This window comes from Chryseobacterium sp. UF-290, from assembly GCF_058245615.1.
This window is the reverse complement of the sequence record NZ_JBSICB010000004.1, coordinates 177,476-195,143: the sequence shown is the minus strand read 5'-3', so window position 1 is coordinate 195,143 and position 17,668 is coordinate 177,476. Positions and strand designations below refer to the sequence as shown.

Annotated in this window: 10 protein-coding genes and 1 riboswitch; of the genes, 1 reads left to right on the top strand and 9 read right to left on the bottom strand. The window is 39.0% G+C overall.

The features are described 5' to 3' along the window. Positions 1-72: 72 nt before the first annotated feature. The 4 genes from AC4IF5_RS06350 to AC4IF5_RS06335 all read right to left on the bottom strand — a co-directional run bounded on the left by AC4IF5_RS06350 (position 73) and on the right by AC4IF5_RS06335 (position 9,474). The gene (locus AC4IF5_RS06350) at positions 73-4,434 is read right to left on the bottom strand and encodes a CusA/CzcA family heavy metal efflux RND transporter (RefSeq protein WP_490732759.1); all 4,362 of its coding nucleotides are present in this window, start codon (positions 4,432-4,434) and stop codon (positions 73-75) included. Positions 4,435-4,573: 139 nt separating this feature from the next. Then, on the bottom strand, positions 4,574-4,897 hold the full coding sequence (locus AC4IF5_RS06345; RefSeq protein ID WP_490732757.1) for a DUF6660 family protein: 324 nt from the start codon (positions 4,895-4,897) through the stop codon (positions 4,574-4,576). A 131-nt stretch (positions 4,898-5,028) separates the two neighbouring features. Beyond that, positions 5,029-6,522, bottom strand: coding sequence for a RagB/SusD family nutrient uptake outer membrane protein (locus AC4IF5_RS06340; RefSeq protein ID WP_490732755.1), 1,494 nt, complete (start codon positions 6,520-6,522; stop codon positions 5,029-5,031). An 18-nt stretch (positions 6,523-6,540) separates the two neighbouring features. Further along, complete coding sequence (locus tag AC4IF5_RS06335; protein ID WP_490732753.1) at positions 6,541-9,474, bottom strand: SusC/RagA family TonB-linked outer membrane protein; 2,934 nt, start codon at positions 9,472-9,474, stop codon at positions 6,541-6,543. Between the two features lie 83 nt (positions 9,475-9,557). Continuing rightward, positions 9,558-9,654: riboswitch (SAM riboswitch) on the bottom strand. 247 nt (positions 9,655-9,901) lie between these two features. On the opposite strand from AC4IF5_RS06335, the gene AC4IF5_RS06330 reads away from it, so the two are divergent. After that, a complete protein-coding gene (locus tag AC4IF5_RS06330) occupies positions 9,902-10,309 on the top strand; it encodes a type II 3-dehydroquinate dehydratase (protein ID WP_490732751.1) in 408 nt (135 codons plus the stop codon). A gap of 190 nt (positions 10,310-10,499) precedes the next feature. Here AC4IF5_RS06330 and pckA read toward each other — a convergent pair whose 3' ends face one another. The 5 genes from pckA to bshC form a co-directional block, all read right to left on the bottom strand. After that, positions 10,500-12,116: a phosphoenolpyruvate carboxykinase (ATP) gene (gene pckA / locus AC4IF5_RS06325; protein ID WP_490732749.1), complete on the bottom strand. Its 1,617-nt coding sequence runs from the start codon at positions 12,114-12,116 to the stop codon at positions 10,500-10,502. A gap of 127 nt (positions 12,117-12,243) precedes the next feature. Beyond that, on the bottom strand, positions 12,244-13,146 hold the full coding sequence (locus AC4IF5_RS06320) for a GYDIA family GHMP kinase (protein ID WP_490732747.1): 903 nt from the start codon (positions 13,144-13,146) through the stop codon (positions 12,244-12,246). A 10-nt stretch (positions 13,147-13,156) separates the two neighbouring features. Further along, on the bottom strand, positions 13,157-14,032 hold the full coding sequence (fabD, locus tag AC4IF5_RS06315; protein WP_490732745.1) for an ACP S-malonyltransferase: 876 nt from the start codon (positions 14,030-14,032) through the stop codon (positions 13,157-13,159). Between the two features lie 69 nt (positions 14,033-14,101). Next, the gene (locus AC4IF5_RS06310; protein WP_490732743.1) at positions 14,102-16,033 is read right to left on the bottom strand and encodes an amino acid ABC transporter substrate-binding protein; all 1,932 of its coding nucleotides are present in this window, start codon (positions 16,031-16,033) and stop codon (positions 14,102-14,104) included. 38 nt (positions 16,034-16,071) lie between these two features. Further along, positions 16,072-17,658 carry a bacillithiol biosynthesis cysteine-adding enzyme BshC gene (gene bshC, locus AC4IF5_RS06305; protein ID WP_490732741.1) on the bottom strand — a complete coding sequence of 529 codons (1,587 nt, stop codon included), beginning with the start codon at positions 17,656-17,658 and terminating at the stop codon, positions 16,072-16,074. Between the last annotated feature and the right edge of the window lie 10 nt (positions 17,659-17,668).

Below are 17,668 nucleotides of genomic sequence, written 5' to 3'. Positions count from 1 at the left end.
CCAGGATCACCTGCAAACGCTATTTCCATTTGCATTGGTGTGGCAGTGAATTTCGTTAACAGCGATTTCATATTATTTATTAATGATTGAATTAATAGTAACCACAGATTGATTAACCTGTTGGATCGATTCCAGATATTTTAATTGAATGTTTGTCGCGGTCTGCAATGCGAAAAGATATTCCACATAGGAGATTTCTCCCGTTTTATATCCCAGCTGGGCCGCTTTTACAATTTTCTCTGCATTCGGCAGCGCCTGATTGACATAGTAATCATATTGCTGTATATCCTGCTGATACTGGCTGAAAGCATTTTCCAGCTGTGCAGAAAGTTGTTTCTGCTGCATTTTCGCATTGGTTTCCGCAACCTGCTTTTCATATTCCAGAGCCTGAATTCTTGCTTTTGTAGCCCCAAATGTCAGCGGAATGGCTACTCCCACTGTTGCTGACTGGAAACGTTTACCGGAATTATAATAATTTTCCTGCCCGTTGATGGTATGAAAGCCAATCAGGGATTGGTTGGTATATCCTAAACTGAAATCCGGCAGACCAAGAGATTTTTCAACTTTTTTATTCTTCTCCGCAATCTCCATTTCCTGGTAAAAGGCTCTTACTGAAGGATTATTTGCAACCATTGAGCTATCCAGTACATTTTCTGCTTTTAAAGGTTCATAATCTTTTTTGAACGGAACTTCTAGTTCTTCTGAAGTGTTTAATAAGGTTTTTAAATTCTTGTAGGCGTTATTCAAATAGACTTCATTCTGTCTCAGCAGCAGGTCGATCTCCCCTTTCTGGGTTTCAGCCGTATTGATCTCGATCTTTTTAATGTCTCCTGCTTTAAATCTTACGGTAGCAATCCTGATAAATTCTTCGTAAAAGCCCTGCAGGCTTCTCAGCTGTGCTTTGTTGTACTGAAGATATTCGATCTGATAGTAATAGGTACGCACCTGTCTTATCAGTTCATTGACAGTAATCTCTTTATCAATCTGTTTGTTCTTAATATTTTCATTAATCAGTTCTCTTCTTGCTTTAAACAGCGTTGGAAAAGGAATATTTTGTGAGATCGCAAATGACTGATCAAATTTGGGGCTGTTGTACTGTCCCAGCTGCGCTTCTACACTTAATTTGGGAAGCTCTTTGGATGTTGGCCTTAATGCTTCAGCTGATTTAATGCTTAAATCTTTCGACTGCAGGGTTAGGTTGTTGCCTATTGCCATTTCTACAGCCTGCTCAACGGATATCGCCCTGGACTGTGCTTTAAAGGTCTGTCCCAACAGCATAAATCCTAAAATAAGAACGATGGTAAATGTCCCTGTCTTATTATTTTTCCTTTTCAAAATCTTTGTATTAAAAATAATATAAAGCATCGGCAAAACGAACAGAGTAAGGAATGTAGCCGTCACCAGGCCTCCTATCACAACGGTTGCCAAAGGCTTCTGAACTTCAGCGCCCGCTCCGGTGGAAATAGCCATCGGTAAAAATCCCAATGAAGCGACTGTAGCCGTCATTAAAACAGGTCTTAATCTTGTTTTCGTTCCTTCAAATACCCTTTTCAGAATATCCGCTTCCCCGTCTTTTTCCAACTGGTTGAAGGTTCCTATCAGCACGATTCCATTGAGTACAGCGACCCCGAAGAGCGCAATAAATCCGATTCCGGCACTGATGCTGAACGGCATATCTCTGATCAGAAGAGCGAATACTCCTCCGATAGCACTCATAGGAATTGCCGTAAAGATCAAAGCTGCCTGCTTGAATGAATGGAACGTAAAGTACAGCAGCATAAAAATAAGGAGCAGAGATACCGGAACAGCGATCATCAAACGTTTACTGGCTTCCTGAAGGTTCTCAAACTGTCCTCCGTAAGTAAAGTAATATCCGGATGGCAGCTTCACTTGATCCAGTTTTACCTGAATATCCTTCACAACACTTTCCACATCACGGTTTTTTACATTGAAGCCAATTACAATTCTTCGCTTACCCTGCTCACGGCTGATCTGCGCCGGACCAAGTTTATAACTTACGTTAGCCACCTGAGACAAGGGAATCTGTACTCCTGTAGCGGAAGTGATCATTAAATTATTGACATCTGAAATATCGGTTCTGTGAAGGCTGTCAAGACGGACTACCAGATCAAAACGTCTTTCGTTTTCAAAGACCTGTCCTGCTGCTTTTCCTGCAAATGCAGTACTCACCGCATTATTGACATCTTCAATATTCAATCCGTAATTGGCAATCCTTGTTCTGTCATATTGTACATTGATCTGAGGAAGACCGCTTACTCTTTCGATCTGGGGAGCCGTTGCTCCATCAACCGTTTGAATGATCTTCCCAACTTTATCTGCATACATCGCCAGCGAATCCAGGTTCTCCCCGAATATCTTTACGGCAACATCCTGCCTGATCCCGGTCATCAGCTCGTTGAAACGCATTTGAATAGGCTGGTTCTTCTCAAAAAATACTCCCGGAATAGTTTCCAGCTTTTCGCTGATCTCATCAGCCAGTTCATTGTAAGATTTTTTTGTTTTCCAGTCGCTTTGCGGTTTTAATACCACAATCATATCGGTTGCTTCAGGAGGCATAGGGTCTGTGGGAACCTCAGCGGATCCGGTTTTTCCTACAACCATTTTCACCTCATCAAACTGCCTGATTATTCTTGAAGCCTGCATTGATGTCTCTATACTCTGGCTCAATGAGCTTCCCTGTGGTAAGATACAGTGGAAAGCAAAATCACCTTCCTGTAGCTGTGGAATAAACTCACCACCCATATTTTTAAAAATAAAAGCAGAAATAAGAAAAACTGCTGCTGTCGCAGAAACCATTACATATTTTACTTTAATCGCTTTCTTTAATAACGGTTGATAAATCTTTTGAAGACGATTCATCATCTTATCTGAAAAAGTTTCTTTGTGTGATATTTTTTTAGATAAGAACAAAGCGCTCATCATTGGGATATAGGTCAAGGAGAGAATTAATGCTCCCAAAATGGCAAATCCTACCGTTTTTGCCATTGGTGTAAACATTTTCCCTTCTACTCCAGCCAATGTAAGGATCGGAATATACACGATCAGGATAATGATTTCCCCAAATGCGGCACTGCTTCTGATCTTTGATGCGGAAAGGAAGACTTCCTCATCCATTTCAGATTGCGTTAATGTCCGTAAAGATTTCCTTACTCCCAAATGATGCAGTGTTGCTTCTACAATGATCACCGCTCCGTCTACAATCAATCCGAAATCTATAGCGCCAAGGCTCATCAGATTGGCACTGACTCCAAAGACATTCATCATTCCCAGCGCAAACAATAAGGAAAGTGGAATAGCCGATGCTACAATAAGTCCCGCCCGTAAGTTTCCAAGAAAGATTACAAGAACGAAAATCACAATCAAAGCTCCTTCAATGAGGTTCTTCTCTACGGTATTAATAGCTCTGTCCACTAAATCTGTCCTATCCAGAAACGGCTCTATCACCACATCATCAGGAAGAGATTTCTGAATGGTCGGAATTTTTGCTTTGATATTGCCAACCACCTCATTGCTGTTTGCCCCTTTCAACATCATAACAACACCTCCTACAGCATCCACTTTTCCATCATAGGTCAGTGCTCCGTAACGGACTGCACTGCCTAAGCGGACATCCGCAACATCCTTTATAAAGATCGGAACACTCCCGGTTTCATTTTTAACAGCAATATTCCGGATATCCTCCAATGATGTTACCAGACCTATTCCACGGATGAAATAAGCGTTGGGCTTTTTATCAATATAGGCACCTCCTGTATTCTGGTTGTTTTTCTCAAGGGCTGTAAATATTTCGGTAATACTGGTTCCCATCGCCTTCAATCGATTGGGATCAATAGCAACTTCGTATTGTTTCAGTTCTCCTCCGAAACTATTAATCTCTGCGACTCCCGGAGTTCCATTAAGCTGTCTGCGAACAATCCAGTCCTGCATGGTGCGGAGTTCTTTAGCATTATATTTCTTTTCGCTTCCTTTTTTGGGATGAAGAATATACTGATATACTTCTCCCAGCCCTGTACTTACAGGAGCAAGCTCAGGAGTTCCTACCCCTTTTGGAATTTCTTCTACTGCATTTTTAAGTTGCTCACTGATGAGCTGTCTTGCAAAGTAAACATTTACATCTTCTTTGAAAACAACCGTAATGACAGAAAGCCCGAATCTTGAAATACTCCTTGTCTCCTGAATATCCGGAACATTGGCAATACTCTGCTCAATAGGAAAGGTTACTAATTGTTCCACTTCCTGTCCTGCCAATGTAGGACATACAGTGATGATCTGTACCTGATTGTTTGTAATATCCGGTACGGCATCTATAGGTAGCCTCGTAGCGCTCCAGGTTCCCCAGATGACCAGCACCAGGGTCATAATACCTACGAATGCTTTATTCCTGATACTGAATTTTATGATTTTATCTAACACGATTTATATTTAATTTTTATTGAAAACAGATGCGTACAGCATAAAATACCGCAGCAAAAATATCCTGAAAACCTCTGCAATGATATTGCAAAGTTCCAAGCACAGCTTAGAAAGATAACTTTCTAAGAATCAATAAAAATTAAATTTTGGGAGGCTGCCAGATAGGGTCGTAAATCTGGTAGGCAAAGTCGTTTTTATGGAATAAGATCTTCTTTGAAAAATAAGCAGGAATCTGCTCAGGAATTTCCAGCAGAGGATCCATCTTAAATGCCGAAACGGTAATCTGACAGCAGCTGCAGGCACAAAGCGGAGAACAAATATCTCCTTTCTCAGTAGATTGAGCTCCGTGAATACTTAATGCTATTTTTTTGTTCCCTGAATCCAGCGGATGCGACACGTCTTCACATGGCATCAATGATAACGCCATGAAATAAATTGTCAGTATCCATCTTAAAAGGTTCATTGTGACAAAGGTAAAACTTTTTTATAAAATGGGTTCAAACAAAATATTTGTATTTTTAACTAAAACACAAATTACAAAAAACCACCGCAAAAGCAGTGGCTAAAAAATCAAATCTAATTATGGTCTTTATCTTATAAATTCGGGTTATTCTCAGATTCTCTCTGTGGAATACTGAATAAATAGTAATTACTATTTGGAACAAATGCAGACTGATCAGGGAATGCAAAGACTGAGTGCCCTCTTCCGTCAACAGTTTTCACAGTCCCCTCCGGTGTGGTGATCTGAACCTTAACCGGTTTTCCGTCAGCATCTACAAATGGTTTTCTCTCTACTGTTCCCTGTGTTCTTATAATATCTGAAAGTGAGAAGCCTTCCCCGAATAATTCTTTTCTTCTTTCGATCAGAATTGCTTTTACTACATCATTCTGTGCCAATGGACCATTGTAGGTATTGGCATTCCTTGCTGCTTTTAACTGGTTTAAAGCAGCTACTGCCTGAGATACATTTCCATTTCTTGCTTCGGCTTCAGCTTCGATCAGGTACATTTCAGCAGCTCTCATATAGACGATATCAGCAATAAGAGTAGGTTTAAATTTAAACTTGGCATATCTCAGCAACCCTTCTCTTCCTTTCTCTCCATCCCATGAAAATAACTGATATCTGATATCATTAGTATCAAACAGATCTTTAAAGTAAGGATCCGCCATAAAGCTGTAGTAATAGCTTCCTGAAGAAGATACATCCAGATAATGGAAAGCATAGCTCGCATCAGACTGTTCCTGAGTCTGCTTATGTCCCCAGATCCATTCTGCATTCTCAATATCATTGAACCCGTCTTTATATTTTTCCGGAGCCATGAAAGCATAGCCTTCTCTTGCAGTTTTTGCAGCATCAGAAGCCTTGCTCCATTCGCCGGTATTCAGGTATGTTCTGGCCAAAAGCCCGTTAACTACATTTCTATTGATCTTATCCTTATTATTTCTTGAATATCCTTTCAGCAAATTATCAGCATCGGTAAGATCACTTTTAATCAATGTATAAATTTCTTCCAGACTCGCTTTTTTCTTCCCAACCGTACCTGTTGTCGACGGCTCCGTATAGATAGGGGCTGTCAAAGCTGACTTATCTTTAAGGTAGCTGAACTGATAAAAGCTGGCAATATTCAAATAGCAGAAAGCACGTAAGGCTTTTGCCTGTCCTTTCACCTGATTCTTTTTTTCCTGACTTCCTTCTGTATCATCAATTCTTGCAATAACATTGTTCATATTATTGATTGTGGAATACAGCATGGACCAGATAAACAACGGCCTGCCCGCCGTATTGTTGACCATTTCCGTAAAGTCATAGGTAGATGCAAATCCGTATTTATTTCTAAGCACCGCCACATCACTTCCCATAGCATCGCTCGCTCTCAGGACCGTTGAGTACCCGATATTAGCATACGTTGTCCCGTCATTATTGAATTTCGCCCAGGTTCCGTTGATCACGGTTTCAGCACTTTCTGCTGTTTTGAAAACTTCCAGGCTGTTAGCCTGATCAGTCGGCGCTGTAGTCAGATCACTTTCACAGCTTGTCAGGGACCACAATCCGATGAGAGCAAAAGATAAATATTTTAAATTTTTCATTGTTTCAATTTTAAAAGATTAAAGAGTTGCCTGAAGACCAAAAGTGATTGTTCTCATTGCAGGATATCTGTAATAAGTTGTACCATCCAACGCTTGTTCAGGATCCATTCCTTTGTGTTTGTAGAAGGTAAGAAGGTTTTCCGCCTGGATATAAATTCTGAATTTTTTAAGTCCTATTTTTTCAAAATAATCAGAAGGAAGCGTATATCCTAAACTTACATTCTTAAGTCTTGCATAGGTTCCTGAATACAGGAATCTTGAAGACGTTGAAGTCCAGTTGTTTGTTGTAGTGCTTAATCCCGGAACATCTGTATTGGGATTTTCCGGAGTCCATCTGTTCAGCATTTCCACTCCCCATGCACGTCCTCCGGCACTTCCGTTATGCAGCAGCGAAGTGTAGTCCGTATCAAGAATCTTTCCCCCAATCTTAAAGGTCAGTAATCCTGAAAGATCAAAGTTTTTATAATTAATACTTGTACTGACCGCTCCGGTCAGCTTAGGCAATGCGGATCCCTGCAATATTTTTGTTGCTTTTGCATATTCTGAGGTTGTTCCTTCCACCTCATTTCCGTTCGCATCTTTAGAAATAGTTTTCCACAACGGCTTTCCGTTGCTGGGGTCCACTCCTACCCATTCCTGAATAAAGAAGTCATATACAGAACCTCCTTCTCTCAATAGTTTACTTCCCACGACAAGAGACCCTTCAGGCAATTTAGTCACCTTGTTATTTAAAGTACTCAGATTAACATCCACATTCCACTGGAAATCTTCGTTATTAACCGGAGTTGTGAAGAGTGAAAATTCGAAGCCTGTATTCTGTATTGTTCCCACATTCGCCGGATAATCACTGATTCCCAAGGATGGTGCAACCGGTACATTGAACAGAAGATCCTGGCTTTTTCTTTTAAAATATTCGATATTACCTTTAATTCTGTTATTCAGGATGGCAAATTCCAAGCCTATATTCATATTAAGGTTGGTTTCCCATTTAACATTATTTGTTCCTGCTTTTTCCAGTGTTGTTCCTGCTTCCCCGCCAAGCGTAGAAATCCTGTACAATTCCTGATAAGCATAATAAAGAGGCTGTCCGTTTGGACGCAGTAGTTTATCATTCCCCTGCCCTCCATAGCTGGCACGTAAAGTCAGTTGATTGAAAATATTAAGGTTTTTAATGAAGTCTTCATTTGAAATTTTCCAGGAACCTCCTACAGACCAGAATCTTCCCCATCTGTTATCCGGTGAGAACCTTGAAGAACCGTCCGCTCTCCCTGACACCGAAAGGAAATAGGTATTATTAAAATCATATTCAACTTTTCCAAGGAAACTCAGTAAGCTCAGTTTATCACTATTTCCTCCAAAGTTTACCAATAAGGAAGCTGCATCCGGCTCATAGTAGTAAGGAAGGGAAAAACTGCTTCTTGATCCGGAGATTGTCTGATAATCGTACTTGTAAAATTCATGTCCTGCTAAAACATTTACATGGTGCTTTCCAAACTTCTTATCATAGGTAAGGATATTACTCGTGGTATAAGAAAGTGTTCTGGTATTGGATCTTGTCACAGAACCACCAATTTCAGCTCCCTGTCCTAAAAGCGGATTGGAATAATAATGTCCGTTATAATTAACCAGGTCAAGTGAAAAACTTGTTTTGAACTTCAGCTCCGGCAAGAAAGTAAATTCCATAAATCCTTTTCCTGAGAAGTTATCTTCTTTATTTTCATTTTTGTCCAGCGGTAAGGTTGCCGCCAGGTTCTGATTCTGAAGAGCACTGGTAGGTCTGTATTTTCCGAAATCGTAAATCCTGTTTCCGGCAGCATCGAGCACAAAAGATCCATCCGGGTTTCTTTCATAGTAAGGATAGAACGAAGGAACGACTCTTGCCGCCTGGATAATATTACTTGCCTTGGAATCTGAAGAGGTAGGGGCCTGTTGGATACTATTCGTATAGCTTAAATTAACGCCAACATTTAACCACTGTTTCACTTCTGAATTGATCTTTAATCTGGTATTGTATCTTTTAAATCCTGATTCAATAGCCATCCCTTTATCATCAAGATAGCCCAGGGAAAAGAAATAATTGCTTTTTTCGCTTCCTCCGCTGATATCAAGATCCACCTGATTTCTCGAAGCCACTCTCTGTAAAATATCTCTCCAGTCATCATTCCATAGAGGCGTTGCTCCTGGTAACAGCTTTCCATCTGTTCCTACCGGATTAGAATATCCGGGGCCATAAGGATTGACCCCCAATGCTGAAACAAGATTATCCGATGCCATCTGCGCAGCCTGCTGAGAGGATATCTGACTGGACTGATATCCGTTTCTTAAAGCTTCCCAGTATAATTGGAAATATTGATCTGTGCTTACCTGCTCATAATCTTTTACTGCTCTGCCGGAGAATCCCTGGCTGACATTAAGGTTCACTCTCGCTTCTCCTTTCTTTCCTGATTTTGTAGTAATGATGATGATCCCGTTTGCTCCTCTTGAACCATATAAAGCACTTGCCGTAGCATCTTTTAAAACACTGATCGATTCAATATCATTTGGACTTATTGCGTTCAGGTTTCCGTCAAAAGGAATTCCATCTACCACATATAACGGATCACTGGAGGCGCTTACTGAACCAATACCTCTGATCCTGATCGTGGAAACGGCACCAGGCTGCCCTGAAGCACTGGTGGTCTGGATCCCTGGTACCTGCCCTTCCAGAGCTTTGGTAATATTGGTCACAGGTCTGTTATTGATCTTATCGCTGGAAATAGTTGCTACAGAACCGGTATAGCTGTTTCTTTTTGCCTTTCCATAGGCTACAACCACAACTTCATCGATCTCCTTTTCACGGAGTGTATCTTTTTTCGGTTTGGATATCTGCCCGTTTACTCCTGCAATACCTAAGAAAAATACAGCAACTGGTGGGATCCAAACTTTAGAATTAAATAAATTTTTGCTAATCATAATCAATTTTATATATCAAATATTAAAATTTTGCCCTTTGCAGAAAAATCAGCAAAGGGCATCGATAAATACGATAAACCAAATGCTTATTTTTCCTTTTCAGGCTGAATGTAACACCTTACATATAGCAGGTTGTTAAGACTTCACAGGGTCAGTTCCCTCCATCTTTCTTTATAAGCCGATCGAAATTATGGTTGCAAAGCTATAAACTTTTAGTCTACAAAACAAGTAGACTTATTTATTTTTCATGATAATTTTTCAAAAATTAACATAATATTTTATCAAAAGCCATTGAAACAAAGCACTTAAAGAATTATCACTTTTTCAAACATGATAAATATCATTAAAAATAATTCAATTGTCAAAAAATGAGAAACCTTACCTAAATTTTTAATTTTTAATTGAAAAAACTTTTTAATTTTATAAAATGAAAGTTTTGATTATAAACGGGCCTAACCTGAATCTTTTAGGCACAAGAGAACCGGAGATCTATGGGAGCATTTCCATGGAGAGCTATCTGGAAGTTCTAAGATCTGAGTTCCATGCTCATGAATTAAAATATTATCAGTCTAATATTGAAGGGGAACTTATCAACAGACTTCAGGAAGATGATTTTGATGCGATAATCATCAATCCGGGAGCTTTCACTCATTATTCTTATGCTATAGCTGACTGCTTAAAGAACATACAGAAACCCAAAATTGAGGTTCACATCAGTAATATTTACAAGAGAGAAGAATTCAGACAGAAATCTGTAACAGCAGCTAACACCGATGCGGTTCTGTCCGGATTTGGAATGGCTGGATACAGATTGGCTTTATTAAGCTTACAATAAGACCTCACATCTTCCACAGATTTGTTATAATATTCGCTCGCAGATTTAACAGATTATGCAGATTTTATTCTTTAAGATCAAGTTTCCGTTTTTATGCTCAAGCACCTGCGAAAGTTGTGCTATCAGTGGGAAATAAAAAACAAAATGCCTCATCATGGATGAGGCATTTGAATATTTATAAGTAATCTTATTAGATTGTTTGCTGCTGCAATTGAGGACCTGAAGCGACCAATTTTTTTCCTTCTTCAGTATCACAATACTGCTCAAAATTCTTGATGTATCTTGAAGCCAGATCTTTTGCTTTTTCTTCCCATTCAGAAGCATTAGCATAGGTATCTCTAGGATCCAGAATACCGGCAGAAACATTTGGAAGCTCAGTCGGGATTTCAAGATTCATGATCGGAACCTGAGTTTTAGGAGCATTATCGATAGAACCGTCAATAATTGCATCGATGATCGCTCTTGTATCTTTCAGAGAGATTCTCTTACCTGTACCATTCCATCCTGTGTTTACCAAATAAGCCTTAGCGCCGTGCTCTTTCATTTTACCGATCAATGTTTTAGAATACATTGTTGGGTGCAATGTAAGGAATGCTTCACCGAATGCAGGAGAGAAAGATGGTTGCGGCTCTGTAATTCCTCTTTCAGTACCAGCCAGTTTGGAAGTATATCCGCAAAGGAAGTGGTATTGAGCCTGATCTTCATTCAGGATCGAAACCGGAGGAAGTACCCCGAATGCATCTGCTGAAAGATAAACTATCTTTTTAGCATGTCCTGCTTTAGAAGGTAATACAATTTTGTTGATATGATAGATTGGATAAGAAACTCTTGTATTTTCTGTAATAGATCCGTCTGTATAATCTGCGACTCCATTGTTAATAACAACGTTTTCAAGAAGCGCATCTCTCTTGATCGCTCTGAAAATATCCGGTTCTTTTTCTTCTGATAAGTCAATTACTTTAGCGTAGCATCCTCCTTCATAGTTGAATACTCCGTTGTTATCCCAACCGTGTTCATCATCACCGATAAGGTATCTTTTCGGATCTGCAGACAAGGTCGTTTTTCCTGTTCCCGAAAGACCAAAGAATAGCGCTACATCTCCTTTTTCTCCTACGTTAGCAGAACAGTGCATTGAAGCCATTCCTTTTAATGGAAGGTAATAGTTCATCATAGCGAACATTCCTTTCTTCATTTCACCACCGTACCAGGTACCACCAATGATCTGTAATTTTTCAGTAAGGTTGAACATGATAAAGTTCTCAGAGTTCAGCCCCTGAGCTTCCCAGTTCGGGTTAGTTGTTTTAGAACCGTTGATTACTGTGAAATCAGGTTCTCCAAAGTTTTCAAGCTCATAATGAGAAGGACGGATAAACATGTTCGTAACAAAATGCGCCTGCCATGCTACTTCCATGATAAATCTTACTTTAAGTCTTGTATCTGCATTCGTACCACAGAAAGCATCTACTACATAAATTTTCTTAGCTTCTGAGAGCTGGTTCATCACTAGTTTTTTACAAGACCCGAAAATTTCCGGTGTAGTTGGCAGGTTTACCTTACCATCCCAAAAAATTGTATCTCTTGTAACATCATCCTGAACAATATATCTGTCTTTAGGTGAACGACCTGTGAAAATTCCTGTTTTTACTGATACTGCGCCAGATTCCGTAAGCTCAGCTTTCTCAAACCCTTGATTTTCAGGAGAAACCTCTGCCTGATATAATTCTTCGTACGAAGGGTTATACACTACTTCATAGTTTCCTTTAATCCCTAATTGCTCTAAATCCTGGATGATTTTAGTGTTTTTCATTTTACTTATATTTTCTATTTCTTTATTGACTTCAACAAAAATAATATTAATTATTTGTTAAAGGTGGTTTAAATATACTGATATAAGTCAGAATGACAAATAAAAAAACGGGATTGTAAATTATTGATTATAAATTAATTATATCTGACCATTCAAAAACAGTCGTAAAACCTTTCTCCCAAAAATAGTCTTTAAAGCCCCCAAATTTGGCACTCATCACAAAATCTCCGCCCCAGGCTCCTAAACTTTTGACAAATGCAGGACAGTCTGAGAATATTTTTTCCTTAACTGCAGGAATTTCAAGGAAATTGGCAATTTTTTGTTCATGAATCATCATTAATTCGGAAAAATTTTCCAATTCGCTGCATAATAAAATTTTCTTTGTGATATCTGAAAATTCATTAACCAGTTCCCCGGATTTCTTTTTTGATTTATACAAATTGATCCCTTCTCTGCTATCCTGTTTCTGATTGAGATGAATAAAAATCAGTTCATTTTTAAAGGAAGGATTAAAATCTACCTTCTCATATCTGATCTCAGGCTTACTTTGGAAAAGAACGGCAGATTTCTCTTTTGCCACTGCAATATCATAGCCACTACCTCCCAAACTGATTGCATTTAAATAAAAAGGATCTATTTCAGCCCACTCTGCAAGGTTGGTCATTAAGGTAGAGCTGCTTCCAAATCCAAAGTCTGCAGGAAACTGAAGGTTTGTTTTTAAATGGTAAGTAAAGTCGTTCTTGAATTTAATTGTAGAAAGCTGCTGAACATTCTTTAATGTCTTCACAATGAATTCAGCTGATGGAATATTAGCTTCCAGGATCTGCCAGTTTTTATAATCAATGACAGCCTTTAGCCAGGGTCTGTTCTGATGGAGAGCTTCCCAAAGGATCAGAGATTGGCCGTCATCCTTTTCTTCAAAGAAAAACTCTTGTCCCAGCCTGGTAGGTACTGCTAAGACAAGAGCTCCATCGATTGCGAAATATTCTGAAGTAAGCATAAGCTTGCCCGGTGAAAATATCGCTTTCATATATTTTTATTTAGATGGCAGACGCAGCTTCCACTGATCCGTCAATTTTTCTGATCAATCCCTGAAGGGTTTTTCCTGGTCCAACTTCTATAAAATTAGAGGCTCCGTCTTTGATCATATTCTGGACAGACTGTGTCCATTTTACAGGACCGGTAAGCTGAGCGATCAGGTTTTGCTGGATCTCATCAGGGTTTGTTACCGCTGTAGTTGTGATATTCTGATATACCGGGATCGTCGCTTTTCTGAACTTTGTTTTTTCGATAGCTGCCGCCAGTCTTTCTTGTGCAGGCTGCATCAATGGTGAATGAAAAGCTCCGTTTACAGGGAGTAACAATGCTCTTTTCGCTCCTGCTTCTTTCAGCTTTGCACATGCTTCCTCTACAGCAGGTGTTTCTCCTGAAATTACCAATTGCCCCGGGCAGTTATAGTTTGCCGGAACAACTATTCCACTGATCTGTGCACAGATCTCTTCTACTTTAGCATCTTCCAGCCCTAAAATAGCCGCCATAGAACTCGGATTGGCATCACAAGCTTCCTGCATTGCCTTAGCTCTTTCAGATACCAATTTCAAACCATCATCAAAAGATAAAACGCCGTTCGCTACCAATGCTGAGAATTCTCCTAAAGAGTGTCCTGCTACCATTTCAGCTCCAAGACCGTTTACCGCCTTTAATGCTGCTACTGAATGTATAAATATTGAAGGCTGGGTGACCTCTGTTTTTTTAAGATCCGCATCCGTTCCGTTGAACATAATGGAAAGAATATCGAAACCTAAAATTTCATTGGCAGATTCCATCAGATCTTTAATATCTTTTCTAGAATCATACAATTCTTTTCCCATTCCTACGAACTGAGAACCCTGCCCTGGAAATACAAGTGCTTTCATGTATTGAATTAAATATTATGCAAATATAATTATAATGTTAAGAATATTCTTTTTAAGAGCTGTAAACATTTAAGGTACTAACCTGATTACTCTGTAGCCGGTATTTACATACGCTCCGTTGGCTTTTGATTTGACAAACTCAAATTTTGTAGCAAGCTGAGTCTGCACTTTATTCATCTGCTTGAATATTTCTCCTTTTTTGTTTTCTCTGGTCAGCATATCATTTACCACATCAAAACCTACGATGGCATATTTCGGAGGTGTTTTGCAGTATTTGCTCTTATAAGCAGCCAGGATCTCTTTTTCAAAACTTCCATCTGTATTGATTTTTCTATCCATCAGATACACAAGGCTTGCCTGGCTCAGATCATCCACCTTCTTTTCGAAGACTGGCGAATAGAACATACTGAAGGCTTTTACTCCCTGTACTTCTTTAGAAATAGCGATCACCTTATTGGCAAAAGCGTCTCCCACATTATTGTCATCATTCGCCAGAATTGCAATAACCGGGGCAGACTGTCCTGTCATCATGTTCTGATCCAGCTGAATATCTGCCGGAGAATTGACAAGAATAATTTCAGGATTTTTCACTGCTTTTTCAAGACCTGCCTTAATGTAATTGGCATTTTCTTTTTTAGCATCTGCCACTACATATATTTTCTGATTTGAGTAGATTCCTTTTACCTCTTCTACGATCTTATCAGCATAGGTCTGATTGTTCGTTTCAACGATAATAAGATTACTGTAGTTATAGAGTTCCGGAGTGTTGGCAAATGGTGCTACAACCGGTATTTTCTGATTTTTAGTAAAATCAAGAACATCAATTACGTTTGATTTGAAGAACGGACCGATAATCAAATCCGTATTATCAGGATTGATCTGAGTCAGAGAATTTTTGAAAGAAGCTTCGTTTCCTGAATCAACGATCTTGATATCCAGCTTCTGACCTCCTCTTGCATTTCTTTCTATAGCAAGCTTGGCTCCCGTCAAAAAGTCAAGTGCCATCCCTCTGTATTGCGTTTCGTTGGTGCTATACCCGAAAGGAAGCATTAAGATAACACTCAGTGCATCACCGTTTTTCTTTACGTAAGCGGCATCCTGTTTTTTGATCTTTAAAACCATTCCTGCTTTCAACCCATTTGAAAGGCTGGGGTTAAGAGCGATCAATTCATCAATTGAAACGCCAAATTTGTTTACAATGGAGAAAACAGTGTCTCCCTGCTGAACAGTATAGGTCACGTAATCATCTCCTACAACAACATTTGAGGAAGCAGAAGATTTTTCATTTCCTGAATCAATTTTTGCTTTTGAATTTACAGGTTCTGTAACGGTATCTGTATTTGATCTTTTTATTTTAATGGTATCACCAGGCTTCAATCCTTTTTCTTCCAATCCGGGATTTAAAGCAAAAAGATCCTGTTGGCTGATTCCCAACTGTTTTGTAATTCTGTAATAATTATCTTTGGCCTGGATCACGTACGTCTCACCTTCTACAGCAGATACTTCTGCTACTGTTTTTTCAACCGTAGTTTCTACAGGTTTAGTGGCCACTACAGTTTGCTGATCTCCATATTTTTTAATACTGGCAAGAGGTAATGTAATCTCATCGCCTATTTTCATATGAGAATCCAGTTCCGGATTCAGTTTTCTTAAGTCTGTTTCTGAAATTCGGTACTGTTTTGTAATTCCATAGATCGTTTGCTTTGGCTGCAAAACGATTTTACCTATTGCAGTACCGGCAGTAGTCTGTACTTTTTCAGCTACAGCCGCTTTAGTCACAACCGGAGTAGCTGTCTTATCTGATTTTATGGTCAAAACATCTCCGATAGCCAGTTTGCCATCTTTATGCTTAGGGTTTAGCTTCAGCAATTCATCTACAGTCATTCCATACTTTTTTGCAATGTTGTAAGGGTTATCGCCTTGTACAACCGTATGTGATTTCTGGGCTGAAACTCCCAAAACCATACATAAACTGGATAGAATAAAAAACCTCTTTATCATATTCGATAATTATAATTTACAAAAATACTTCTTTAAAATTAAATGGCAACAATTATTAATTTGGAATCTTGAACCACCATCTCTTCCAAACAATTTTCAAGCCATGAATAGCCATAATCTGAAAAGAATACACTGAAGTTATACACTCTTTCCTGCCAGGTCTTGGCAGGGTGAACATCTAAAAACAGATTTTCAAGTCTTTCCAGCAATTCATTCTGTTTTATTTTTTCCGCATGAAGCAAACGCTTTTTCATTCTTTTAAATGATTTCAGCTGCCTTACCTCCTCTGCTTTTACCATATTCCCAAAAGACTTTTCAGTGGTTTCCGCGGAAGCTTTCAGCTCTGAGAAATTGTGGATCAGCAATTCTTCTTTTTCGTCCAATAATTTTAAAATGGTATTATCTTCTAAAATTTTCTGATTGGTAAGTACGGTAAAATTCCGGAAAAAGTCTTCTACCTTAAGATCCAGCTTGTCAATCTTCCTAATTGTTTTTTCTTTTAAGAAAAGCATCGAATTCCTTGGAATAAGAATAGGGAAAGGAATTTTAACTGCTGAAAAGTAATCTTTAAGTTCCAGCCAGTACATGATCTCTGCATTTCCTCCGATATAGGCCAGATTGGGGAGCACTTTTTCCTGATATACGGGACGCATTAAAGCATTCGGGCTGAATCTTTCAGGGTGATTTTCCAATTCTGCCAGTATTTCCTCTTCTGTAAACCGGATATTTTTGTCTACAATGCTATATTCCTGGCCATTAAACTCGATTCGGTCTCTCGTATCGGAAAGATAGAACAGGTTGATTTCACGAGGGTTTACCTGAACCTTTCCATACTTTTCAGTCAGAAAATCCACTTTATTTTTAGAGTCCTTTTGCAGGCTGAAATGAAGAAGCTCATCTTTAAAGACCTCTTTCATCTGACTTTTAAGCGCTTTGGAATCTCCATCCAATATCAGAAGCCCAAATGCTGAAAAGAGACGGTTCACCAGAATTTTAATAGCCTGCGTCAAAGTATTTCCGGTCTTATAAGCTTCTTTCATCATCAGGATCAATTCGGTTCCGAAAACAGAATCTTTAAATTCTTTTTCAAATTCGGAAATGAAATAGGTATCGCTGATCCCGATTCTTCCTACCGGACCTCCTGATTTTTCGTTAGTCTCATAGTAATTGTTCTCGGTTTTAAAATGGTTGATCTCGGCAAAATCGTGATCTTCCGAAGCCATCCAATAAACAGGAACAAAGTTAAAGTCAGGAAAATATTCTTTCAGATAAGTACAGGTCTTGATTGTCTGTAAAATTTTATAGACAAAGAAAACAGGGCCTGAAAAGAGGTTCAGCTGGTGCCCGGTTGTAATGGTAAATGTATTAGGCTGCTGGAGTTTTTCCAGATTTTCTCTCTGCTTTGAAGAAAGTGTAAGATCCGAAAGCTGCTCTTCAAATACTTCTGACAGAATTTTTCTTTGGTCAGATGAAGAGCTGTTTATTTTAAGATGAATCTGTTGACGAAAATGTTCTACAGAAAATGTTTTATTTTGAAACCCCTCAATTTCCTGATTCAAAAAATCTTTTACCAATTGAGGAATGCTTTCTATATCGTTAAATGATATTTTATTAATCGTTTTCAACCCGTACAGT

Bases quoted from the DNA above. Each gene is read 5' to 3' on its own strand.
- AC4IF5_RS06345 (WP_490732757.1), bottom strand. From the start codon at position 4,897: ATGAACCTTTTAAGATGGATACTGACAATTTATTTCATGGCGTTATCA.
- AC4IF5_RS06340 (WP_490732755.1), bottom strand. From the start codon at position 6,522: ATGAAAAATTTAAAATATTTATCTTTTGCTCTCATCGGATTGTGGTCC.
- AC4IF5_RS06335 (WP_490732753.1), bottom strand. From the start codon at position 9,474: ATGATTAGCAAAAATTTATTTAATTCTAAAGTTTGGATCCCACCAGTT.
- AC4IF5_RS06330 (WP_490732751.1), top strand. From the start codon at position 9,902: ATGAAAGTTTTGATTATAAACGGGCCTAACCTGAATCTTTTAGGCACA.
- pckA (WP_490732749.1), bottom strand. From the start codon at position 12,116: ATGAAAAACACTAAAATCATCCAGGATTTAGAGCAATTAGGGATTAAA.
- AC4IF5_RS06320 (WP_490732747.1), bottom strand. From the start codon at position 13,146: ATGAAAGCGATATTTTCACCGGGCAAGCTTATGCTTACTTCAGAATAT.
- fabD (WP_490732745.1), bottom strand. From the start codon at position 14,032: ATGAAAGCACTTGTATTTCCAGGGCAGGGTTCTCAGTTCGTAGGAATG.
- AC4IF5_RS06310 (WP_490732743.1), bottom strand. From the start codon at position 16,033: ATGATAAAGAGGTTTTTTATTCTATCCAGTTTATGTATGGTTTTGGGA.